Below are 22,004 nucleotides of genomic sequence, written 5' to 3'. Positions count from 1 at the left end.
TCTGCGGGGAGCATGGCGGAGACCCCAGCACCATCGAGTTCTGCCACAACATCGGACTGGACTACGTGTCCTGCTCGCCCTTCAGGGTTCCCATCGCACGGCTTGCGGCGGCCCAGGCGGCGATCAAAGCCAAGAACAAATAACAAACGACCAAGACCTCTGGAACGCGTGCCTGGCACGCGTTCCTTTTTGGCCCGTTGCGGCCGGCTTCAACCGGAAACATCATTATTGAAAGGACGGATACAAATGGAACTGGAATGGATTGCCACCCCCCTGGCGGGTGGCCTGATCGGATACTCCACCAACTGGCTGGCCATCAAGATGCTCTTCAGGCCCTACGGGGAGAAGCGCTTCCTGGGCCGGACCCTGCCCTTCACCCCGGGACTGATCCCCAAGGAGCGGAAGCGGATCGCCAAATCCTTCGGGGAGGTGGTGGAGCAGTACCTGCTCACCGAAGAGGTGCTGGTCCGGGAACTCACCTCGGAGAAGGTGGAGGGCATGCTCATCGGGGCCATCGAGGAGAAGCTGTTCACCCGGGAGGGACGGCTGAGCCTGGAAACCCTCCTGCCCCTGGGGGATGTGGAGAAGGCCCAGCTGCTGGAAGGCCTCTCGGGAAGGATCCGGGGGGAGATGGAAACGGCCATCTACCTGAAGGACGAGGAGATCAAGGGAGGCGTCTACGCCCTGGTGGACGACGAACACTTCGCCGCCGCCGCCCGGCAGGTCATCGCCCGGTTGGTGGAGGAGAAGTTCGGGGCCCTGGGGTCCATGTTCGTCAACACGGACAGCATCTACGCCAGCATCCGGGGGGCCCTGCTGGACAAGCTGGAGGAAAGGACGGTGCTGGAATGGCTCCAGCTCTGGGAAAAGAGGCTTCCGGAGCCCCTTTCGGCAGGCCCCCTGCTGGAAAGCCTCCTGTTCCAGCCGGTGGAGGTCACCTCCCAGACCCGGAAGCTCCTGGACCAAAAGATCAAGGCGGTCTACGACGCCCTGGTCCGGGAATACCTGACCAAGATCATCCGGACCGCCCAGGTGGGGAAGATCGCCGAGGCCCAGATCAACCGGCTGGAGACCCGGCAGCTGGAACGGATGCTGCTGGACATCACCAGCCGGGAGCTTTCCGCCATCACTTGGCTGGGGGGAATCCTGGGGGCCCTCCTGGGGATCCTGCTCCTGGTGTTCCAAAGCCTTTGACCGAAGGAACCGGGATCCCCCTGCCGGACTGCCGTCAAGAAATCGTTAACGAAATAACGAAAATCGAATTGACATCCATTTTCACCAGGTTTATAATGAAGCTTGGAAATGATAGCACTTCTCAATGTGCTTCTGAAGATAGGAGTGGTGGAAATGACATTGATCGACGGCAGAAAAGGGGACCTGGCAACCATCATCGCGGTGCACAACGACCAGAAGACGAAAAAGCGCCTGCAGGACATGGGGATCACCAAGGGCGCCCAGGTGAAGGTCATGTCCGTATACGGCAAGAACGCCTATATCCTGAAGATCCGGGGCTCCAGGGTCGTCCTGGGGGCCGACGTGGCCGCCGGCCTGGAAGTGGAGCTGGACCATGTGAGGAGCAAAGGGGAACAGGGAGGCAGGGAGTTCATCCGGAAGCATCTGACCGCAAAAAAATAGCAAAGGACCGGTAGCGTTTTGAATACAATCAAAGTAGCACTCATTGGAAACCCCAACTGCGGGAAGACAACCTTGTTCAACGCCTACACGGGCGCCAAGCACAAGGTGGGGAACTGGCCCGGCGTCACCGTGGAGAAACGGGAGGGCCTCCTCCACCATGACGGGAACCACATCACCCTGGTGGACCTGCCGGGCATCTACAGCATCTCCCCCTATTCATTGGAAGAAAAACTGACCCAGGAATACATCCTGAACTACGATCCGGATGTAATCGTCAACGTGGTGGACGCCAGCAACCTGGAACGGAACCTGTACCTCACCGCCCAGCTCCTGGAGATGGGCAAGCCGGTGGTCCTGGCGCTTACCATGGTGGACGTGCTGGAAGCCAGAAGGATCACCCTCAATACGGACAAGCTCTCCAAGGCGCTGGGGGTGGACGTGGTGCCGGTCACCGCCCTCCGGAACCTGGGACTGAAGAACCTGCTCCACACGGTCATCCGCCGGTCCAAGGCCAAGGAGGTCCAGGAACCGCCCGGCATCCCCTACGGGGAGCTGGAGGAGGCCATCGCCCAGGTGGAATCCCTGCTCCCTGTCCAGGAGGGTGTGGAGGAGCGGTTCAGGCGCTGGATTGCCATCAAGCTCCTGGAGGGGGACGGGTCCATCCTCCAGAAGGTGGAGACCCCGGAACTGAAGGCCCTGCTGGAGAAGCTTGCGGCCTCCGGGGTCCACTACGAGGAGGAGCTGGCCATCAAGAAATACGGGCATGTCCAGGAGATCGTGCCCCAGGTGCTGGAGGGGGACGAGGGCCGGGAGATCCTGTCGGACAGGATCGACCGGATCCTCACCCACGAGCTGCTGGGGATCCCCATCTTCCTGGCCATGATGGGGCTGGTGTTCGTCTTCACCTTCACGGTGGGGAACCATTTCGCCGGACTGATGGAAGGGTTCTTCGGCTTCGCCGGATCCTTCGTGACGTCCCGCTTCGGGGCCTGGGGGGTGGCCGAGTGGATGACCTCCCTGGTGGTGGACGGCATCATCGGAGGCGTGGGAGGTATCCTGATCTTCCTGCCCAACATAGCGGCCCTCTTTGTGGCCATGTCCCTGATGGAGGACAGCGGGTACATGGCCCGGATCGCCCTGATCATGGACAAGATCATGCGCAGGTTCGGCCTCAGCGGGAAGGCCTTCATCCCCATGATCCTGGGGTTCGGCTGCTCGGTTCCGGCCATCATGACCGCCCGGACCCTGGAGGACGAGCGGGACAGGCTGGCCACCATCATGGTGACCCCGTTCATGTCCTGCAGCGCCCGCTTCCCCATCTACGTGCTCTTCTCCCGGGCCTTCTTCCCGGGGAGGGAGATCCTGGTGACCCTCACCCTCTACGTCCTGGGGATCCTGGTGGCGGTGCTCACCGCCCTGCTCTTCAAGCGGACCCTGGCCAAAGGGGAGAAGGGGGCCCTGATCCTGGAGTTGCCCAACTACAAGCTCCCCTCCTGGAAGACCACGGGCATCTTCGTCTGGGAGAAGGTCCGGGGATACATCGTCCGGGCGGGGACCATCATCTTCATCGCCTCCATCTTCCTGTGGTTCATCCTGGAGTACAACTTCTCCGGGAAGGCGGAGATGTCCGCGAGCATCGGTGCCTCCATCGGAAAGGCCATCGCGCCGGCTTTCTCCCCCATGGGCTTCGGGACCTGGGAGGCGGCCCTGGCCCTGCTGGCGGGGATCATGGGCAAGGAAATCGTGGTCAGCAGCATGGCCGTCATCTACGGCATAGGGGAGGGAAGCCTTTCGGCGGTCCTCTCCCAGGTGGGGTTCACCCCGGCCAGCGCCTACGCCTTCATGGTGTTCGCCCTGCTCTACACGGCCTGCCTGGCCACCCTGGGGGTCATCAAGAAGGAAACCAACTCCTGGAGGTGGATGTTCTTCGCTTTCGGATACCAGCTGGGGGTCGCCTGGGTGGTGTCCGCCCTGATCTACCAGGTCATCGGGCTCTTCGCTTGAGGTCCCCCCTGGGTACAATTGCACGAAAAAAGGCCGGAGAAGGGCATCCCTTTCTCCGGCCTTTTTGCCTAAGCTGTAGCCAACACCCGGTTTTTTCGGTATAATGGTAGACAAACCGTTTTGAATAGGAGGAAGAAGGATGCCCTGGTGCCCGAAATGCAAAACCGAATATGAGGAAGGGGTGGCCCAATGCGCGGAATGCGCGGTGCCCCTGGTGGACGACCTGAAGGAAGCCAAGTACCGCGTGCCATTGGCGCAGGTGGCGGACAGGGAGCTGGGGGAGCGGATCCTGGAATACCTGCGCTATTCCAAGTGCGAAGACGCCCTGGTGGAGGAAGGGCCGGAAGGCTATACGGTCCTGGTCCTGGAGAAGGACAAGGAGAAGGCGACCAAGCATCTGCGGGTCTACCTCCAGGAGATGGCAAGGGAGAAGGAGGAAGAGGAGGAGGAAGAGGAGGAGGCCGGATACGCCACGGAGCACCTGGAGGCCGAACCGGAAGACGGGTCCCTGGCCTATTTCCTCCTGGGAGGCGCTTCCCTGGCTGCCGGCGCCCTGCTCCTGCTGGGGGTGGTGGAGCTTTCCTTCCTCCGGGGGAGGGGGGCCCCCCTGCTGCTGCTGGCCTTCGGCGGCCTGCTCCTCTGGGTGGGGATTTCCGCCAAAAGGAAGGCGGACCGGATGAAGGAATCCGGAAGCCGCCGGGAGGCCCAGGTCAGGGAGATGACGGACTGGTTCAAGGAGAACGGCGACCTTGGGAAGATGCTTTCGGAGGCCGGACTGGACCTTGGGGACACGGACCAGGGGGCGGCCTACTACCAGTTGGCGGACCGGCTGAAGGAGGCGCTGGAGCAGGCTTTTCCCCAGGTGGAGGAGACCCTGCGCAACACCGCCGCGGAGCGGATCCAGGAAGAAATGGTATGGACGACCAAGGGAATGCATGATAAAATCAATTGACGAAACGATGGAAAACCGGAAAAGGACCAGTGGAGGACAGGAATAGATGAATGTGATCAGACGTGTATATGTTGAGAAGAAGCCGGGGTATGACGTGGAAAGCAGGCACCTGCTGGAGGACCTGCGGCACAACCTGGGGCTGGGGAGCCTCGCGGGCCTGCGGATCCTGCACCGCTACGATGTGGACCATGTGTCCGAAGAGGCCTACCGGCAGGCGCTGCAGACCATTTTTGCGGAGCCGCCCGTGGACATCCTGGTGGAGGAGGAGGCCGTCCTGGGAGAAGACGAGACCATGTTCGGGATCGAATACCTTCCCGGCCAGTACGACCAGAGGGCCGATTCCTGCGAGCAGTGCATCCAGATCCTGAACCCGGCAGAAAAGCCCCTGGTCCGGGCGGCCAGGATGGTGGTGCTTAAGGGGGACCTGGACGAGGAAGCCGTGGAAGCCGTGAAGCGCTACTGCATAAACCCCGTGGATTCCCGGGAAGCGGACCTTGCCAAGCCCTCCACCCTGGAGCTTGTGTACGAGATGCCGGAATCGGTGGAAACCGTGGACGGGTTTGTGGACCTGGACCCCGCCGGCGTGGAGGTCCTGTGGAAAAGGCTGGGGCTTGCCATGAGCATGGAGGACCTGCTCTTCACCCAGGCGTATTTCAGGGACACGGAGAAGCGGAACCCCACCCTTACGGAAATCCGGGTGCTGGACACCTACTGGTCCGACCACTGCCGGCACACCACTTTCCTGACCAGGATCGACAAGGTGGCGTTCGAGCCTGGGAAGTACAACGAGCCCGCCCAGAGGACCTACGCCAAATACCTGGCGGACCGGGAAGCAGTGCTGGGGGAGAAGGCCGGGGAGAAGGACATCTGCCTCATGGACATGGCCCTGCTGGCCATGCGGAAGCTCCGGAAGGAAGGGAAGCTTGCGGACCTGGAGGTCTCCGAGGAGATCAACGCCTGCTCCATCGTGGTGCCTGTGGACGTGGACGGCCAAAAGGAAGAGTGGCTGGTCATGTTCAAGAACGAGACCCACAACCATCCCACGGAGATCGAGCCCTTCGGGGGCGCGGCCACCTGCCTGGGGGGCGCCATCCGGGACCCATTGAGCGGCCGGTCCTATGTGTACCAGGCCATGCGGGTGACCGGGGCGGCCGACCCCACGGTGCCTGTGGAGGAGACCCTGCCCGGGAAGCTTCCCCAGCGCAAGATCGTGACGGAAAGTGCCCACGGCTACAGTTCCTACGGCAACCAGATCGGACTGGCCACCGGCCAGGTCCAGGAGATCTACCATCCCGGCTATGTGGCCAAGCGGATGGAGATCGGTGCGGTCATCGCCGCCGCCCCCAGGAAAAACGTGGTCCGGGAGACTTCCGACCCCGGGGACATCATCGTGCTGCTGGGCGGCCGGACGGGCCGTGACGGCTGCGGCGGCGCCACCGGTTCCTCCAAGGAGCATACGGAGGAGTCCATCCACACCTGCGGTGCCGAGGTGCAGAAGGGGAACCCCCCCACGGAGCGGAAGATCCAGCGGCTCTTTAGGAACCCGGAAGTCAGCACCATGATCAAGAAGTGCAACGACTTCGGGGCCGGCGGTGTGTCCGTGGCCATCGGGGAGCTGGCGGACGGCCTGGTCATCGACCTGGACGCGGTGCCCAAGAAGTATGCGGGACTGGACGGCACGGAGCTTGCCATCTCCGAATCCCAGGAGCGGATGGCGGTGGTGCTGGACCCCAAGGATGTGGACGCCTTCATCCGCAAGGTGGAGGAGGAGAACCTGGAGGCCACGGTGGTGGCCCGGGTCACCCCCCAGAAGCGTCTGGTCATGGAATGGAAGGACCAGAGGATCGTGGACATCTCCAGGGAATTCCTGGACACCAACGGCGCCACCGCCAGCACCGAAGTGCTGGTGGAAGCGCCTAAGGAAACCTCCCATTTCCAGGCGACCGCCCTGCAGCCGGCCCAGGAGGCCGAGTTGAAGTCCCATTGGCTGGAGGTGCTGGGGGACCTGAACGTCTGCTCCCAGAAGGGGCTGGTGGAGCGTTTCGACAGCTCCATCGGGGCCGGCAGCGTGCTGATGCCCTTCGGCGGAAAGCACCAGGCCACCCCCACCCAAGGCATGGTGGGCAAGATCCCCCTGCTGGAAGGGAAGACCAACACAGGCACGGCCATGAGCTTCGGATACAATCCCGACCTGAGCAGCTGGAGCCCCTTCCATGGCGCCGTCTATGCGGTGGTGGAGTCCGTGGCCAAGATCGTGGCCATGGGCGGGGACTACAGGGGCATCCGCTTCACCTTCCAGGAATACTTCAAGCGCCTGGGGAACGACAGCAGGCGCTGGGGGGAACCCACAAGCGCCCTGCTGGGGGCCTACTACGCCCAGGACAAGCTGGACCTGCCCTCCATCGGAGGCAAGGACAGCATGTCCGGCACCTTCCATGACATCGACGTGCCCCCCACGCTGGTTTCCTTCGCGGTGGATGTGGTGGACGTGCGGAAGGTGGTCTCGCCGGAGCTGAAGAAGACCGGCACCAAGCTGGTCTGGATCTCCGTGCCCCGGGACAGCCACGACCTGCCCGACTTCACGGCCCTCAAGCTCCAGTACGGGCAGATCCACAGCCTGGTGGAGCAGGGCAAGGTCCTTTCGGCCTACGCATTGGGAACCGGGGGACTGGCGGCGGCGGTCACCAAGATGGCTTTCGGGAACGGCATCGGGGTCCATCTTGCCCCCAGCCTTTTCGAGCGGGAGCTGTTCGCGGAGAACTACGGGGACGTGGTCTTCGAGCTGGACGCCAGGTCCGCTGTGGAGTGCGACGAGTTGCTGGCGGGGGTCCCCTACGTGATTGCGGGAACCACCACCGAAGCGCCGGAAATCCGCTACAAGGACATGGTCCTGGACCTGGAGGAAGCCAGGAAGGTCTGGGAAGCCAGGCTGGAGCCCGTATTCCCCAGCACGGCCCCCCAGGAGACCGGTGAAACCCTGGACCTCCTCCACGAAGGGAAGCAGGTCCACATCTGCAGGTCCAAGGTGGCTAACCCCCACGTGTTCATCCCCGTTTTCCCGGGGACCAACTGCGAGTACGATTCCGCCCGGGCCTTTAGGGAGGCGGGAGCCACGGTGGAGACCATGGTCTTCCGGAACCTGACCCCCTCCCAGATCGAGGAGAGCCTGCGGGAGATGCGCCAAGGCATCGGAAGGAGCCAGATCGTCATGGTGCCGGGAGGCTTCAGCGCCGGGGACGAGCCGGAAGGTTCCGGCAAGTTCATCGCCACCGTCTTCAGGAACAGCGGCGTGAAGGATGCGGTCATGGAGCTGCTCCAGGCCAGGGACGGCCTGATGATCGGCATCTGCAACGGATTCCAGGCCCTGATCAAGCTGGGCCTGGTGCCCTACGGGGAGATCCTGGAGCAGGACGCGGCGGCCCCGACCCTGACCTACAACACCATCGGACGCCATGTGTCCGGCATGGCCACCACCAAGGTCATGTCCAACAAGTCCCCCTGGCTCCGGCATGTGAAGCCGGGGGACATCCACGCCATCCCCATCTCCCACGGGGAAGGCCGTTTCGCCGCCTCCCCGGAGGTGGCCAGGCGGCTGTTCGAAAACGGGCAGGTGGCCACCACCTATGTGGACCCGGAGGGCAGACCCACCATGGACAGCCGGTTCAACCCCAACGGATCGGTGTTCGCCATCGAAGGCATCACCAGTCCGGACGGCAGGGTCCTGGGAAAAATGGGCCATTCCGAGCGGATCGGCAGCCATGTGGCGGTCAACATCGCCGGAAACCAGAACCAGAAGATCTTCCTGTCCGGCGTGGAGTATTTCAAATAGCAGCGTTCCTGTAACGGCGTTCCTGTAGAAAGGGAGGTGGAGGCATGCATCCATGGCTGGAACATCTGCAGGCTTCCCTGCCGTCCAATCCGGACATCCTGGGCAGGGACAAGTACTTCAACGCCGCGGTCCTGATTTCCATCGTCCAATTTCCCGACGGCCCCCATTTCCTCTTCGAGAAGCGGCAGCCCTGGATCCGCCAGGGTGGGGAGGTCTGCTTTCCCGGGGGCGGTTTCGACGGCGGGGACCTGACCTTCGAGCGGACCGCCATCCGGGAGACGGTGGAGGAGCTGGGGATCCCGGAAGAAAAGATCCGGATCCTGGGACGGGTGGACACCATCGTGGCCTCCCTGGGCACGGTGGTGGAAGGTTATGTGGGGCTGCTGGACATCGGCTCCCTGGAGGAGCTGTCCCCCAGTCTGGAGGAAGTGGAAAGGGTCTTCACCGTCCCCTTCCGGCACTTCCTGGAGCGGGAACCCCAGACCTACCATGTGCGGACGGAAATCCATCCCACCATGGTGGACGCCCAGGGAAGGGAAAAGGTTATCTTCCCGGCGAAGGAGCTGGGGCTGCCCCAGCGGTACCACCAGACCTGGGGGGGCACCCTCCAAAGGATCCATCTGTACCACACCCCGGAGGGAATCATTTGGGGGATCACCGCGGAACTGGTGAAGGAAGTCCTGGACTTCCTTCCCGTAGAGTGAAAAGAAAAGAGGAAAACATATGCAGCACAAGGAAATGCTGGCCCTGAAACATTGGGCCGTGGTTGGCGCAAGCAACAAAAAGGGAGGCTACGGATCCAAGGCCTACAAGATCCTGAAGTACTCGGGGCACACGGTGTATCCGGTGACCCCCAACTATGAGGAAGTGGACGGAGACAAGGCCTACGCCCGGGTGGGGGACATCCCCGGCCCGGTGGACGCCGTGGACATGGTGGTCAGCCCGGAGATCGCCCTGGGGGTTCTGGAGGAATGCGCCGCCGCAGGCATCAAGAACATCTGGCTGCAGCCGGGTTCCAGAAGCCCGGAAATCCTGGAGGCGGCCAAGGGCCATGGAATGAACGTGGTGGAGTCCTGCGTCATCAAGGAACTCACCGGCGAGGAGGAATAGCATGGCATACAAGACCATGACGCGCCATACCAGGGAAGAGCCTGCGATCTCCGACCTGGCCTATGTGGCCGACAACGCCAAGGTCACCGGAAAGGTGCGGGTGGGGGACCACAGCAGCATCTGGTTCGGAGCGGTCCTGCGGGGGGACCTGCAGCCGATCACCGTGGGCAGCCACACCAACATCCAGGACAATGCGGTGGTCCACATCAACCATGACGCCCCCACCGTCATCGGGGACTATGTGACTGTAGGGCACGACGCCATCGTCCACGGATGCACCGTGGGCAACAACGTGCTGGTGGGGATGGGGAGCATCATCCTGGACAAGGCCGTGATCGGGGACAACTCCATCGTGGGGGCCGGAAGCCTGGTGACCCAGAACAAGAAGTTCCCCCCCGGGGTGCTGATCGTGGGCTCTCCCGCCAAGGTGCTCCGGCATCTGACCGAACAGGAAATCGAACTCATCCGCCAGTCCGCGCTCCACTACGTGGAGAACGCCAAGGACTTTGTGGAATAGGAACAAGGCACGCCGGAAGGCGTGCTTTTTTTTGCAAGTTTTGCACGAAGGAAAAGCTTCGGCGTCCAAAACGGCACCGTGGAAACGCCCTAAGGGGAAGGGAAGACGGAGTGAGCGTTTCCGGGATATCTCGGAGGCCTTGGTGATCGCATCTGCTTGACTAGGGTCGGATGAACGGGAAAAGATGATTGTATGGTAAAAAAAAGTGAATAAAATGATTGAAAATGATTGAATGTGCTTGGATTGCGTGGTATAATGGCTTCAACAGACAGGCATCCGGGTTGGACATAATTCACAAAGACCCATTTTGATAAGGAGTGAAGGCATGCAAGGGATCAAGGTATATGAAGGAATCGGTATCGGCAAGGCGTGGATCCTGAAGGACGAGCCCGTAGCGGACAAGGTGGTCAAGGGAACGGTGGCACCGGGACAGCTCCAGCAGGAAAAGGAACGGTTTGAAGCGGCGCTGGACCAGGCCATCCTGGACATCAAGGCGCTGGAGAAGCATACCCAGGAGACCGTCGGCGACGAGGAAGCCATGATTTTCGACGCCCACCTGATGATGATCCAAGACCCGACCCTCACAGGCGCCATCCTGCAGAAGATGACGAAGAAGAACTACACCGCCGACTATGCGGTCCTGGAAGCCAGGGACGAGGTGGTGGCCACCTTCATGATGATCGAGGACGACTATCTCCGGGCCCGGGCCAAGGACGTCCAGGACGTCTCGGACAAGCTCCTGGAGGTGCTGCTGGGGATCCAGTCCAGTTCCCTGGGATCCATCGACAAGCCGGTGGTGCTGTTCGCCCAGGACCTGAAGCCTTCCGAGACCGTCCTGCTGAACGATTTCGTGGTGGGCATCGTGTTGGAAGAGGGCAGCGTCACCAGCCATGCGGCCATCGTGGCCAAGGCGAAGGGGATCCCGACGGTGGTTGGGATCAAGGACGCCTGCAACCTGGTGGAAGCGGACACGGAAGTGATCCTGGACGCCACCCACGGCACGGTTCTCCTGGATCCGGCCGAGGACGTGCGCAGGGAGTTCGAGACCAAGATCCAGGTCCAGAAGGAAGAGAAAGCCAGGCTGGCCCAGCTGAAGGGGGTCCCCGCGGCCACCAGGGACGGCCATGCGGTCAAGCTGTTCGGAAATGTGGGATCCCTCCAGGAGACCCATTGGGTGAAGGACAACGGCGGCTTCGGCGTGGGACTCCTGCGCACCGAGCTGATCTACATGGACAGCGACCACTTCCCCACGGAAGAGGAGCAGTACAACTACTACAAGGACATCGTGGAAGTCCTGCCGGACGAGGTGATCATCCGCACCCTGGACATCGGCGGAGACAAGATGCTTCCTTATTATACCTTCCCCAAGGAGATGAACCCCTTCCTGGGATGCAGGGCCATCCGGTTCTGCCTGAACAACGAGGACCTGTTCCTGGCCCAGCTCAAGGGCATCCTGCGGGCCAGCGTCCATGGGAAGGTGAAGGTCATGTTCCCCATGGTGAGCAACCTGGAGGAGCTTAGGGCGGCCAAGGCGGTCCTTGCGAAGGCCAAGGAAGCCCTCCGGACGGAAGGCATCCCCTTCAACGAAAAGATCCAGGTGGGCATCATGATCGAGATCCCCGCGGCCGCCATCGCAGCCGACCTGTTCGCCAAGGAAGTGGATTTCTTCAGCATCGGGACCAACGACCTGTGCCAGTACACGTCTGCGGTGGACAGGATGAACGCGGACATCGCCCATCTGTACCAGCCCCTCCATCCCAGCATCCTGCGCCTGATCAAGATGACCGTGGACGCGGCGAACGCCAACGGCATCGAGGCGGGTGTCTGCGGGGAGATGGCGGGAGACCCGGACATGGCCCTGCTCCTGACGGGCATCGGCGTGCACGAGCTGTCCATGAGCGCGTCCATGATCCCCAAGGTCAAGGACAGGATCCTGGCCAGTGGCATGGAAGAACTGAAGGCCCTGGCAGCCAGGGTCATGGAAACATCCACAGCGGAAGAAGCCCTCAAGGTGTTGAAGGGTTAAGGAGGAGAAGAGATGACATTGATCAATGAGAATCTGGTGGTTTTGGGGCTTGAAGCCTCTTCCAAGGAAGACGTGTTGACGAAGATGGCCTCCATCGCCGCCCAGCAGGGCAAGGTGAACGACGTGCAAGGCTACACCACAGCGGTCCTGCACAGGGAATCGGAATACAGCACGGCGGTGGGATTCGGGGTGGCCATCCCCCACGGCAAGACGGACGCGGTCACCGAGCCCTTCCTGATGTTCGCGTCGGTGGAGCCCATCGACTGGGCGGCCCTGGACGGCGGCCTTGTGGACCTGGTGTTCCTGATCGGCGTGCCTGAGAAGGAAGCGGGATCCACCCATCTGAAGATCCTGGCAGCCCTGTCCAGGAAGCTGATGAAGAGCGATTTTCGTGACGGCCTCCGGGCGGTCAAGACACCCCAGGACCTGCTCCAACTCCTGAAGGAGAGCGACATCGGTCTGTAAGGCACAACGGCAGGGGGAAGGAGTGGATCGGCATGCTTCCGGGGGAAAGAAGAATCCGGATTTTGGAACTATTGAAACGCAACAAGAGCATCACGGTCAAGACCCTGTGCGACACCCTGGAGGCATCCGAGGCGACCATCCGCAGGGACCTGGCGAGCCTGGAAGCCGACGGGAAGCTGGAACGGACCCATGGCGGGGCGATGCTGGTCGGCCCGGTTCCTTTGGAATACGAAGAGACCTTCCACCAGAAGGAAAACATGAACGCCTTGCAGAAAAGGGCCATCGCCCTGAAGGCCTATGATTTCCTGAAAGACAACGACAGCATCGCCATGGATGCGGGCACCACGAACCTGGAGCTGGCCAAGCTCATCGGCAAGTCCAGGCTCCGGCTGACGGTGGTCACCAACTCCACCAATGTGGCGGATGCCGTGTCCACCAACGAAGGGGTCACCCTCTATGTGGTGGGGGGGAAGCTGCGGCTGAACACCCTGGCCACCGTAGGGACCCAGGCGGTGGAGATGGTGCGCAGGTTCCAGGTGAACAAATCCTTCATCGGCGTGAACGGCATCACCCTGGACAATGGCTTCACCACACCCGACCTGGAGGAGGCGGACATCAAGAGGGCCCTCCTCTCCATCGGGGTCCAGCGGTTCGTCCTGGCGGACCACAGCAAGTTCACGAAGGTGGCCATCTGCCAGATCGCTCCGGTGTCCATGGTGGACGGCATCATCACCGACAAGGAACTGGAACAGGAACTAATGGAAGCGTATATACAAAACGATGTGCAAGTCATCATAGCATGAAGTGATGGCATAAGGAGGCCTTTATGATTACGACAGTTACCTTGAATCCAGCCATCGACAAGACGGTTCTGCTGGACACCTTCGAGGTGGGAAGCGTGAACCGTGTGAAGAGCGTGCGGGAGGACATGGGGGGTAAAGGCATCAACGTGGCGAAGATCCTGCAGAGCCTGGGAGAGGACGTGGCGGCCATCGGCTTCATGGGGGAGAAGAACGACACCCATGTGAAGAAGCTGCTGGAGTTGGCCCGGCTGGACACGGAATTCGTCACGGTGGACGCCCTCACAAGGACCAACACCAAGATTGTGGAGTTGGGCAAGGGGATCACCACGGACGTGAACGAAGCGGGCTTTGCGGTCTCCGCGGACAAGGTGGCGGCCATCCAGGCGATGGTGGCGGACTATGCCAAGAAGAGCGACTACATGGTCTTCAGCGGAAGCGTCCCTCCCGGGGCTCCCAAGGACATCTACAAGGTGCTTGCGGGAGAGGCCAGGAAGACCTCCAAGGTGGTCCTGGACGCGGAAGGGGAGCTGCTCCTTTTGGGATTGCAGGAAAGCCCCTACATCATCAAGCCCAACATCCATGAATTGGAGACGGCCCTGGGCAAGGAGCTTCCTGGCGACAAGGAAGTGGTCCAGGCCTGCAGGGAGCTGATGGAAACCTACGGGGTCACCTATGTCCTGGTGTCCATGGGAGGCGACGGAAGCCTGCTGGTGGCCAGGGACAGGGTGCTGAAAGCCATGCCTGTGAAGGTGGAGGTGAAAAGCACCGTGGGCGCCGGAGACTCCATGTTGGCGGGTTTCGTCTACGGAATGATCCGATACGACGAGGACCTGGAGAAAGCCCTGGCCTACGGGGCCGCCTGCGGTACCTTGGCCGTAGGGAAGGAAGGCACGGAAACCCTGTCCAGGGAAGAAATAGAAAAGATGCTGGAAAGGATCGCCATCGTACGGCTCTAATCGAATGACACGGGCTCGGCTGGTAGGTCCAAGCCCGTTCAGAACAAGCCGGAACAGGGCGAAGCGCCCGGTTCCAGGATATATAATAAAAGGTTGGCAATGCCGACATGACAACAAGGAGGTAGTTTATGAAGATCGTAGCGGTAACAGCATGCCCCACCGGAATCGCCCACACCTATATGGCGGCCGAGGCGCTGGAGGAAGCGGCAAAGAAAAAAGGCTACACCATCAAGGTGGAAACAAGAGGCTCCGTAGGCGTTGAAAACGAACTCACGGATCAGGAGATCAAGGAAGCGGACGCGGTCGTCCTGGCTTGCGACACCACCGTTCCCATGGAACGTTTCGCAGGCAAGAAGCTGGTCTCCGCACCGGTGGCGGAAGCCCTGAAGGGCGCGGACGCCATGATCGACAAGGCGCTGAAAGCCGAGCCTTACGGGCAGGGTGGAGGAAAGACCCTGGCGGACCAGGTGGCGGACATCAAGGAACAGAAGTCCGCGGAGCGCAAAGGCGTCTACAAGCATCTCATGAACGGCGTATCCTTCATGATCCCCTTCGTCGTGGCCGGTGGTATCGCCATTGCAATCAGCTTCATTTTCGGTTATAATGCCTTTGAACAGGAAGGTTCCCTGGCCGCCTATCTGATGGGCATCGGCGGGGGCGGCGGCGCTTTCGGCCTGATGGTTCCCATCCTTGCCGGCTACATCGCCTATTCCATCGCCGACCGTCCCGGTCTTGCACCCGGTATGATCGGCGGCTCGGTGGCCATCCAATTGAACGCCGGTTTCCTCGGCGGTCTTGTGGCAGGTTTCCTTGCCGGTTACATCGTCCAGCTGATCAAGAAGTACATCAAGCTTCCCAAGAACCTGCAGGGCATCATGCCCGTACTGATCATCCCCGTTCTGGGCTCCCTGGCTACCGGCCTCCTGCTGTTCTATGTGATCGGAAAACCGGTGGCGGCGCTGAACGCGGCCATGAACAACTTCCTCACCGGCATGTCCGGAGCCAACGCGATCGCCCTGGGCCTGATCATCGGCCTGATGATGGCCATCGACATGGGCGGCCCCATCAACAAGGCGGCCTACGCTTTCGGAACAGGAACCCTGGCTGCGGCCGTGGGAACCGGATCGGCCGTCATGGCAGCCGTCATGGCAGCCGGCATGACCCCTCCCCTTGGACTGGCCCTGGCCACCATCCTCTTCAAGAAGAAGTTCTCCTTTGCCGAGAAGGAAGCCGGTAAGGCTGCCTGGGTGCTGGGAGCCAGCTTCATCACAGAAGGCGCCATTCCCTTCGCGGCGGCCGACCCCCTGCGCGTCATCCCCTCCATCATGGTGGGCAGCGCGCTGACAGGCGCCCTGAGCATGGCATTCGGATCCACTTTGACTGTGCCCCATGGAGGAATCTTCGTATTCTTCGCCGTCGGCAACATCCCGGGATACCTGATCGCCATTGCGGCGGGAACCGTGGTTACCGCGTTCCTGGTGGGCACGTTGAAGAAAACTGTCGAATGACAAAAACGAGGTGTTAAGATGAAAGTAGAATTTACCATTCCTTTTGCGGAAGGCCTGCATGCCAGACCGGCAGCGGAACTTGTGAAAATCTGCCAGAAGGCGAAATGCGACATCGAGATGACCAAAGAGGACATCACCGTCAACCCCAAGAGCATCCTGGGCATCCTGTCCATCGGCGCCGGCAAGGGAGACCAGATTTCTGTTGAACTGAATGGAGAAGACGAGGAGCAGATCGCAGCCGAGCTGCAGGCGTTCTTCGGATGACAAGAGACATGCCAGGAGGGCCCCGGAAGGGGTCCTTCTTGTACGTTGGGGAAGTTTGGGGTATAATACGAGAAAAGCGGCTTTGCCGCATCTAGGAGGGAACTATGTTCAAAAGTCTGGTGGAGGAGGGGAAGCGCTGCCTCCAATGCAAAAAACCCTTGTGTACGGAAGGCTGTCCTGTAAGGACGGACATCAAAACCATGATCCACCTGTTCCTGGAAGGCGGAATCCAGGAGGCGGGGGAGATGCTGTTCGAAAACAACCCCCTTTCCGTGGTCTGTTCCCTGGTCTGTCCCCATGAACGCCAGTGCGAGGGGCACTGCGTCCTGAACAGGAAGGGGAAGCCCGTGGACATCGGAGAGATCGAGCACTACATCTCCAGCTACTACCTGAACCGGATGAAGCCCCGGAGCCAGGTCCGTCGGGACAGGAAGGTGGCCATCATCGGCTCCGGTCCCGCAGGCATCACCATCTCCATCCTGCTGGCCCAGCGGGGCTATGACGTGACGATCTTCGAGGCCCACGACCGGATCGGCGGGGTGCTGATGTACGGCATTCCGGAGTTCAGGCTGCCCAAAAGCATCCTGGAGACCCTGAAGGGGAAGATGCTGGAGATGGGCATCAAGGTCCGCCCCAACACCCTGATCGGCCCCATCCTGTCCATCGACGACCTGTTCCGGGACGGATACAAGGCGGTGTTCATCGGAACCGGGGTCTGGAAGCCCCGACCCCTGGGGATCAAGGGGGAAAGCCTGGGGCATGTCCATTACGCCATCGACTACCTGAAGAATCCGGACGTGTATGTCCTGGGGGAAAGCCTGGCCGTCATCGGCGCGGGGAACGTGGCCATGGACGTGGCCAGGACCGCCGTGCGCAAGGGGATCCGGAACGTTTACATCTTCTACCGGGGTCCCATGGAGTCCATCGCGGCGGACAAGCATGAGGTGGAGTACGCCCGGATCGACGGGGTCCAGTTCGCCCTGATGAAGCAGCCCGTGGAGATCAGCGACGACGGAATCCTCTACCGGGACACCACCCCAGCCGGGGAGGGGGAGGAACGCCCTGTGGAGCTCTTTCCGGTGGACAGCGTGATCATCGCCATCAGCCAGGGCCCCAGGGCCAATATCATCTCCACCACCACAGGGATTTCCATCGGAAAAGGGGGCCTTGTGGCGGTGGACGACTGCGGGCGGACGACCCGGCCGGGGGTTTTCGCCTCCGGGGATGTGGTCACCGGGGCCAAGACGGTGGTGGAAGCCGTGCGCCTGTCCAAGAAGGTGGCGGACGCCATCCAGGCCCATGTGGAGGGTGTGGACTGCGGTTGCTGACAAGGGGGAAGGAGTGCCGTCATGAATGGATTGGAAGAGGGAGCTGAAGGGATCCGCTGGGACCGGGCCGCCCTGGAGGCGGCGGGGAGGATCCGCCTGGGTCATATGGATTGGAGTTTCCACAACATCGCCAGAAGCTATCTGGAGAACGCGGATTCCGTTCTGGAGCTGGGGGTGGGGGATGGACGGGGCATGGCCCTGCTGGCTCCCCTGCCCCCCCGGGCGGGTGCCACCGAGCGGAACCCCCAGGTCCACGGGGAGGCGAAGGGCCTCCTGGGTCCCCTGGGGGTCAAGGTGTACCTGGTCAAGGACCCCAGGAAGCTGCCCATCGAGGACCAGACCTATTCCCTGGTCCTGACCAGGAAGGAGCCCTACAGGGAAAAGGAGATCCGCCGGATCCTCCGCCCGGGAGGGTGCTTCATCGCCCAGCAGCGGGGTCCCCTGCATTTCCGGGAACTGGAGCACCTGCTGGAGGGGAAGGTGGCCCCGAACCTCTGGACCTTGAGCCGGGCCCTCTCCCAGATGAAGGAGCAGGGGTTCGATGTGATGATGGCCAGGGAATCCGTCGCCAAGACCCGCTTCTACGACATGGAGGCCCTGGAGGCCTACCTGCGGGAAGAGCCGGAACTGCTGCCGGGTCTGGACCTGGAGCGCCATGCAGCGGCATGGAAAGGCCTCCATGCGTTCATGGAGGCCCAAGGGTTCTTCGATGTGTCCTGCCACCACTTCATCCTGGTGGGCATGAAAAGCTACGCCCACCAATAGTCCACCAATAGTCCACCAATGGTCCACCAATGGTCCACCAATAGTCCACCAATAGTCCATCAATAGTCCATCAATAGTCCATAGGGGTCAGGCAGGGTAGTTGAGGGTGGAGTCGTCCAGGTGGTCCAAGGTCCTGCGGAGGTAGCTTTCCGCCTCGAACCGGGCCATGGGGAGGTTCATGTCCAGGTGGTTTCCGCAGTCCTTTGCGGTGGCCCCCGGGACCTCCCCCTCGTACCGGGCGATGAACTCGAACATTTCCACCACCAGGGGCGCCACGGCCCCCGCGTCCGCATCCGCGGCTAGGATCAGATAGAAGCCCGTCCTGCAGCCCATGGGGCCGAAGTAGACCACCCGGTCCTTCCACTGGGGGTGGTTGCGCAGGAACGTGGCACCCAAATGCTCAATGGCGTGCATCTCGGCGGTTTGCATCACCGGCTCCCCATTGGGCTTTTTCATGCGCAAATCGTAGGTGGTCAGGACCACCGGGCCGAAGACGTCCTTCCGGGACACGTAGACCCCGGGTTGGAGCTTCAGGTGGTCTATGGTGAAACTGGGGATCTTTTCCATTTTATCCGTATCGTCCATTGTTCTTCCTTTCCATGTGCTTGCGTAGACCTTCCGGACCCGGCGGCTTGCCGGGTCTTTCAATTAACATAACAAAATCGAAATGATTTTGCAATAAAAACAAGTTGGTTAAGGGCTTGACAATAACATGTTCTTTTTTTATAATAGTTTTGTAACAATTTCTTAAAAAACAATGTGATACTTCAGCTCCATCCGAAGGAAATTGTTGCGGCAAACAGGAAACAGCAAACGGCAATCGTAGAGAGACTCGAGAAGGACGTACAACGACGACGATCAATGGAACCGAAAGAGGAGAACCTATGAAGAGCAAGTTTTTGAAAAGAATCGGCGCATTTACCTGTGCATTCATCATGATGGGAAACACCGCGTGGGCCAGCACCACCGGAACGGTCACAGGAAGCCGTGTGAATGTTAGAAGCCAGGCAACAACCACCTCCGCGGTGGTGGACCTCAAGGTGGCCGGAGAACAGGTCCAGATCCTTTCCAGGGAAGGGGACTGGTACAAAATCCAGCTGGCAGGCGGCGAAGCCTACATGTTCGCCCAATATGTCCGGGAGAATCCGGAAGCGCCGGCAGCCGCAGCCCCTGCGGCGCAGGCGGCCCCCGCGGCAGCGGCCGCACCTGTGGTGGAAGCGCCCGCAGCCCCGGCCGTGCAGCACGTGGCCATCAACACCATGGTCCTGAACATGCGCCAAGCCCCCTCCCTGTACGCGGGCATCGTCGGCAAGCTGAACATGGGACAGACCGTCACCGTGCTTGCGGATGCAGGGGACTGGTACCAGGTGAAGACCGCAGCAGGCGCCACAGGATACATCTACAAGCAGCACACCACAGCTACAACCGCCCCGGCTGCGGACGCCACGGACATGCGGAGCAAGGTCATCGCCTTCGCCCTTGCCCAGGTGGGAACCCCCTACCGTTACGGCGGCACCAGCCTCACCGCCGGTGTGGACTGCTCCGGATTCACCCAGCAGGTCCTGCGCCAATTCGGCATCGCCATCAACAGGAGCTCCAGGGACCAGAGCAAGAACGGCACGGCCGTGAGCTATTCCAGCATCAAGCCGGGAGACCTGATCTTCTACGGATCCTCCAGCGTGATCTCCCATGTGGCCATGTACATCGGCAACGGGCAGATCGTCCACGCCAGCACGCCCCGGACAGGCGTCACCATCAGCCCGGCGGGTTCCGTGGGCGGCAAACGCATCATCGCTTGCAGAAGCGTACTGAATTGACAGGAGCAACAGACATGAGCAACGGGACAGAACAGAGAAAACGGATCTTCAGCGGCATCCAGCCCACAGGCAACATCACCATCGGGAACTACTTCGGGGCGCTTAAGAACTGGGTGAAGATCAACGAAGAATATGAAAGCCTTTTTTGTGTGGTGGACATGCACTCCATCACCGTCCGCCAAGTGCCCGGGGAGCTTCGAAAGAACACCCGGGATTTGTTGGCCCTATACATCGCCGTGGGCCTGGACCCGGAGAAGAACCTGATCTATCCCCAGTCCATGGTCCGGCAGCACGCAGAGCTGGCCTGGATCCTGAGCTGCTACACCTACATGGGGGAGCTGGGCAGGATGACCCAGTTCAAGGAGAAGTCCTCCAAGCACGAGGAGAACATCAACGCGGGCCTCTTCACCTATCCGGTGCTGATGGCCGCGGACATCCTCCTTTTCCAGGCGGACCTGGTGCCCATCGGCAGCGACCAGAAGCAGCATCTGGAACTGACAAGGGATGTGGCCCAGCGCTTCAACGGCATCTACGGGGACACCTTCACCGTGCCGGAAGCCTATTTCGGCAGCGTGGGGGCCCGGATCAAAAGCCTCCAGGATCCCCTGAAGAAGATGTCCAAGTCCGACGAGAATCCCAATGCGTCCATAAGCCTCCTGGACGACCCCAAGGTGGTCATGAATAAGATCAAGCGGGCGGTCACCGATTCGGACAGTTCGGTCTCCTATTCCGAGGAGAAGCCCGGGGTGAAGAACCTGGTGGATATCTACTGCTGCGCCACCGGGGAGACCGTGGAACAGGCCATGGGGCGCTTTGAAGGCCAGGGATACGGCAACCTGAAGAAGCTCGCAGGGGAAGCCCTGGTGGCCGAACTGGAGCCCATCCAGGCACGCTTCAGGGAAATCAGCAAGGACAAGGCCTATCTGGACAGGATCATGCAGGACAATGCGGAGCGCGCTTCGGCCCTTGGGGAGCGCACCTTGAAGAAAGTGAAGAAGAAAGTCGGTTTCGTGGTCTTCTGACGGGGATGCGAACATGGAAACATCCGGGTCTTTGTCCCATGGGGGGCGGCCTGGATGTTTTTTTAACTTGTATCGTTCCGGGGTCTATGGTATTGTTTGTTATATGATTTTGCAGTAAAGGAGCATAAGAATGGTTGAGCAGCGAGAGGAAGGGAAGGGATGCATGGCCATCCTGGGACCGGAGAACACCTTCAGCGACGTGGCGGCGGACTTCTACCGGAGGAAAGCGGGCCTGCAGCTGGAGAAGAAATACTACGGGACCATGAAGAAGGTCATCCAGGCCGTGGGGGAGACCTGCGACTACGGCATCCTTCCCATAGAGAATGCGATCGACGGGTATGTCCAGGTGGTGCTGGACCTGCTCCCGGAGTATCCCGTCCGGATCATCAACGAGGTGCGTTTGCCCATCCACTTCGCCTTTGTGGCCAACGCCCCGGACCTGGACCAGGTCCATACCATCCACGTGCAGTTCAAGAGCAAGAACCAGTGCGTGAACTTCCTGGAGCGTTTCGAGGGGAAGCATTTCGTGGTGACGGAAAGCAACGGCATCTCCTACGACAACATCCTCCAGGGACGGCCCGGGGAAGGGGCGGTGGTCCCCATGCACATGCTGGGGGACCCCATCGCCTTTCCGACCATGGTTCCCTACATCGAGGACGTTTCCAACAACGAGACCCGTTTCGTCGTCCTGGCCCGGGAGGGGAAGGAAGACCTGCCCCGGGTGCTGGGGGGGGCCTACAAGACGTCCCTGATGGTGGTGGACGAGAACGACGAACCGGGGCTTTTGGCTGCGGTGCTCCTGGAGTTCTCCAGGCACCGGCTGAACCTGACGTCCATCATCTCCAGGCCCACGAAGAAGCGCTTGGGGCAGTACTACTTCTTCATGGACATCGAAGGCGACTACCACCGGGAAGAGCGTATCCGGGAAGCGGTGGCCCAGGTCAACAAGAGCGTGAAGGCGCTGGTGCTGGGATCCTACAGTACGGTGGAATAGGGGTGGAGA

21 protein-coding genes are annotated in these 22,004 nt (G+C 61.0%); 20 read left to right on the top strand and 1 reads right to left on the bottom strand.

The window, feature by feature from the left end:
- From GXN74_RS06395 to GXN74_RS06315, 17 genes are all read left to right on the top strand, one after another.
- On the top strand, positions 1–143 hold a 143-nt coding region (locus GXN74_RS06395; protein WP_162370090.1), incomplete at its 5' end, for a putative PEP-binding protein.
- A 103-nt stretch (positions 144–246) separates the two neighbouring features.
- Entirely contained in the window at positions 247–1,194 is a 948-nt protein-coding gene (locus tag GXN74_RS06390) for a DUF445 family protein (protein WP_162370089.1), read from the top strand.
- A gap of 153 nt (positions 1,195–1,347) precedes the next feature.
- Entirely contained in the window at positions 1,348–1,635 is a 288-nt protein-coding gene (locus GXN74_RS06385; RefSeq protein ID WP_162370088.1) for a FeoA family protein, read from the top strand.
- An 18-nt stretch (positions 1,636–1,653) separates the two neighbouring features.
- The gene (gene feoB, locus GXN74_RS06380) at positions 1,654–3,639 is read left to right on the top strand and encodes a ferrous iron transport protein B (protein WP_162370087.1); all 1,986 of its coding nucleotides are present in this window, start codon (positions 1,654–1,656) and stop codon (positions 3,637–3,639) included.
- A gap of 139 nt (positions 3,640–3,778) precedes the next feature.
- The gene (locus GXN74_RS06375; protein WP_162370086.1) at positions 3,779–4,591 is read left to right on the top strand and encodes a hypothetical protein; all 813 of its coding nucleotides are present in this window, start codon (positions 3,779–3,781) and stop codon (positions 4,589–4,591) included.
- A gap of 46 nt (positions 4,592–4,637) precedes the next feature.
- The gene (locus GXN74_RS06370) at positions 4,638–8,420 is read left to right on the top strand and encodes a phosphoribosylformylglycinamidine synthase (protein WP_162370085.1); all 3,783 of its coding nucleotides are present in this window, start codon (positions 4,638–4,640) and stop codon (positions 8,418–8,420) included.
- 44 nt (positions 8,421–8,464) lie between these two features.
- A complete protein-coding gene (locus GXN74_RS06365; protein ID WP_162370084.1) occupies positions 8,465–9,124 on the top strand; it encodes an NUDIX hydrolase in 660 nt (219 codons plus the stop codon).
- Between the two features lie 19 nt (positions 9,125–9,143).
- Positions 9,144–9,530 (top strand): CoA-binding protein, encoded by a 387-nt coding sequence (locus GXN74_RS06360; protein WP_162370083.1) that lies wholly within the window; start codon positions 9,144–9,146, stop codon positions 9,528–9,530.
- A gap of 1 nt (position 9,531) precedes the next feature.
- Positions 9,532–10,047: a gamma carbonic anhydrase family protein gene (locus tag GXN74_RS06355; protein ID WP_246208621.1), complete on the top strand. Its 516-nt coding sequence runs from the start codon at positions 9,532–9,534 to the stop codon at positions 10,045–10,047.
- 325 nt (positions 10,048–10,372) lie between these two features.
- A complete protein-coding gene (gene ptsP / locus GXN74_RS06350) occupies positions 10,373–12,073 on the top strand; it encodes a phosphoenolpyruvate--protein phosphotransferase (RefSeq protein ID WP_162370082.1) in 1,701 nt (566 codons plus the stop codon).
- Between the two features lie 12 nt (positions 12,074–12,085).
- On the top strand, positions 12,086–12,538 hold the full coding sequence (locus tag GXN74_RS06345) for a PTS sugar transporter subunit IIA (protein WP_162370081.1): 453 nt from the start codon (positions 12,086–12,088) through the stop codon (positions 12,536–12,538).
- Between the two features lie 32 nt (positions 12,539–12,570).
- Entirely contained in the window at positions 12,571–13,341 is a 771-nt protein-coding gene (locus tag GXN74_RS06340) for a DeoR/GlpR family DNA-binding transcription regulator (RefSeq protein WP_281355211.1), read from the top strand.
- A gap of 23 nt (positions 13,342–13,364) precedes the next feature.
- A complete protein-coding gene (pfkB, locus tag GXN74_RS06335) occupies positions 13,365–14,297 on the top strand; it encodes a 1-phosphofructokinase (RefSeq protein WP_162370079.1) in 933 nt (310 codons plus the stop codon).
- A gap of 128 nt (positions 14,298–14,425) precedes the next feature.
- A complete protein-coding gene (locus tag GXN74_RS06330; protein ID WP_162370078.1) occupies positions 14,426–15,805 on the top strand; it encodes a PTS fructose transporter subunit IIC in 1,380 nt (459 codons plus the stop codon).
- An 18-nt stretch (positions 15,806–15,823) separates the two neighbouring features.
- Positions 15,824–16,069 carry an HPr family phosphocarrier protein gene (locus GXN74_RS06325; RefSeq protein ID WP_162370077.1) on the top strand — a complete coding sequence of 82 codons (246 nt, stop codon included), beginning with the start codon at positions 15,824–15,826 and terminating at the stop codon, positions 16,067–16,069.
- Positions 16,070–16,173: 104 nt separating this feature from the next.
- The gene (locus GXN74_RS06320) at positions 16,174–17,397 is read left to right on the top strand and encodes an NAD(P)-dependent oxidoreductase (protein WP_162370076.1); all 1,224 of its coding nucleotides are present in this window, start codon (positions 16,174–16,176) and stop codon (positions 17,395–17,397) included.
- Between the two features lie 21 nt (positions 17,398–17,418).
- Positions 17,419–18,162, top strand: a complete 744-nt coding sequence (locus GXN74_RS06315; RefSeq protein ID WP_162370075.1) for a class I SAM-dependent methyltransferase — start codon at positions 17,419–17,421, stop codon at positions 18,160–18,162.
- Positions 18,163–18,249: 87 nt separating this feature from the next.
- On the opposite strand, the gene GXN74_RS06310 is transcribed toward GXN74_RS06315, so the two are convergent.
- Positions 18,250–18,729 carry an S-ribosylhomocysteine lyase gene (locus tag GXN74_RS06310; protein ID WP_162370096.1) on the bottom strand — a complete coding sequence of 160 codons (480 nt, stop codon included), beginning with the start codon at positions 18,727–18,729 and terminating at the stop codon, positions 18,250–18,252.
- Positions 18,730–19,046: 317 nt separating this feature from the next.
- On the opposite strand from GXN74_RS06310, the gene GXN74_RS06305 reads away from it, so the two are divergent.
- The 3 genes from GXN74_RS06305 (at position 19,047) to GXN74_RS06295 (ending at position 21,995) form a co-directional block, all read left to right on the top strand.
- Positions 19,047–19,979 (top strand): C40 family peptidase, encoded by a 933-nt coding sequence (locus GXN74_RS06305; protein ID WP_162370074.1) that lies wholly within the window; start codon positions 19,047–19,049, stop codon positions 19,977–19,979.
- 14 nt (positions 19,980–19,993) lie between these two features.
- Complete coding sequence (trpS, locus tag GXN74_RS06300; RefSeq protein ID WP_162370073.1) at positions 19,994–21,001, top strand: tryptophan--tRNA ligase; 1,008 nt, start codon at positions 19,994–19,996, stop codon at positions 20,999–21,001.
- A gap of 130 nt (positions 21,002–21,131) precedes the next feature.
- Entirely contained in the window at positions 21,132–21,995 is an 864-nt protein-coding gene (locus GXN74_RS06295; RefSeq protein WP_162370072.1) for a prephenate dehydratase, read from the top strand.
- The last annotated feature ends 9 nt before the right edge of the window (positions 21,996–22,004 follow it).

The sequence above is a fragment of the Anaerotalea alkaliphila genome (assembly GCF_010179735.1).
Lineage (GTDB): Bacteria > Bacillota > Clostridia > Lachnospirales > Vallitaleaceae > Anaerotalea > Anaerotalea alkaliphila.
The sequence above is the reverse complement of the archived record's forward strand: the minus strand, read 5'-3'. Positions and strand labels throughout refer to the sequence as shown.